This is a genomic window from Acidovorax cavernicola, from assembly GCF_003581445.1.
On sequence record NZ_QXMN01000367.1, the window covers coordinates 1 to 535 of the forward strand.

Below are 535 nucleotides of genomic sequence, written 5' to 3' on the forward strand. Positions count from 1 at the left end.
CTTCCGGCTCGGGGCGGTAGCCGGAAGCTTCGATGAAGCGGCGGAACTGCCCCACGGTGACTTCGTGCTGGCCCATGTAGAAGGCGCGGCTGATGCGCACCTGGTGCACCGGGGCCTCGTCCGCCAGCAGCTCAAAGCGCTGGCGTTCGAGCAATGGAAAGTCGCGCGCCAGCACTTCGGGGTCCTCGGCGCTGCCCATGGCAAAACTGCCGGCGGGAATGCGCACGAAAGCCATGCCCAGCGAGTTGCTCCACACGGCGGAGCCCGTCGGCTGCAGGGCCGGCGCCGCGTCCTGCGCGGCGGCTGTGGCGGCAAGCAGCGCGAGGGCGCAGGCGAAGGCGGGCGCGAAGTGGGTCATGCTGGCATCTCCCGGAGCGGCCACGGCGGCCTTGGAAGAAGTGTAGGCGGGGCCGGGCGCGCCCGGGTGTTTCTGGGCTGTGCCCCGGCCTGCCCGCTGCCGCTCAGTCTGCGTCGGCGCCTGCGCGCTTGATCTGCAGCGCCGCGTCATAGAGCGCGTTGCGGGGCGCGCCCGTGA

At 71.8% G+C, this 535-nt stretch carries 1 protein-coding gene; it reads right to left on the bottom strand.

Going from position 1 to position 535, the window contains the following annotated elements:
- A partial coding sequence (locus tag D3H34_RS33700) for a formylglycine-generating enzyme family protein (RefSeq protein ID WP_147400646.1) occupies positions 1-358 on the bottom strand: 358 nt, incomplete at its 3' end.
- Between the last annotated feature and the right edge of the window lie 177 nt (positions 359-535).